The organism is Streptomyces sp. RP5T, assembly GCF_003933965.1.
Lineage (GTDB): Bacteria > Actinomycetota > Actinomycetes > Streptomycetales > Streptomycetaceae > Streptomyces.
Genome location: NZ_RSAJ01001269.1, coordinates 1 through 495, shown reverse-complemented (window position 1 = coordinate 495; position 495 = coordinate 1). Strand labels below are relative to the sequence as shown.

The window sequence follows — 495 nt, the reverse complement described above, 5'->3', positions numbered from 1 at the left end:
GGACTATCGTGGCCTCCCACGTCCTTCATCGGTTCCTGGTGCCAAGGCATCCACCGTGCGCCCTTAAAAACTTGGCCACAGATGCTCGCGTCCACTGTGCAGTTCTCAAACAACGACCAGCCACCCACCACCCCGCCCTACAAGGCGAGTTCACTGGGACCGGCATCATGAGGGGGTTCATTCCCTCAGACACCCAACAGCGTGCCCGACACCCTCGCCACTCGTGATCAGCGTTCCACGCTCCGAAGAGCAGTACTGGCAGCCCGAGATGACTGAAAGTGCCGAATAATCAACGTTCCACCCATGAGCAACCACCGCAGAACGTTTGCCTGCGTAGTGGCCTCTGACCGAGCGAACTCGGTAAGAAGTGCTCCTTAGAAAGGAGGTGATCCAGCCGCACCTTCCGGTACGGCTACCTTGTTACGACTTCGTCCCAATCGCCAGTCCCACCTTCGACAGCTCCCTCCCACAAGGGGTTGGGCCACCGGCTTCGGG

Annotated in this window: 1 rRNA gene; it reads right to left on the bottom strand. The window is 59.6% G+C overall.

The features are described 5' to 3' along the window. Nucleotides 1–378 precede the first annotated feature (378 nt). A 16S ribosomal RNA gene (locus EHS43_RS45755) occupies nucleotides 379–495 on the bottom strand; the annotation flags it as partial.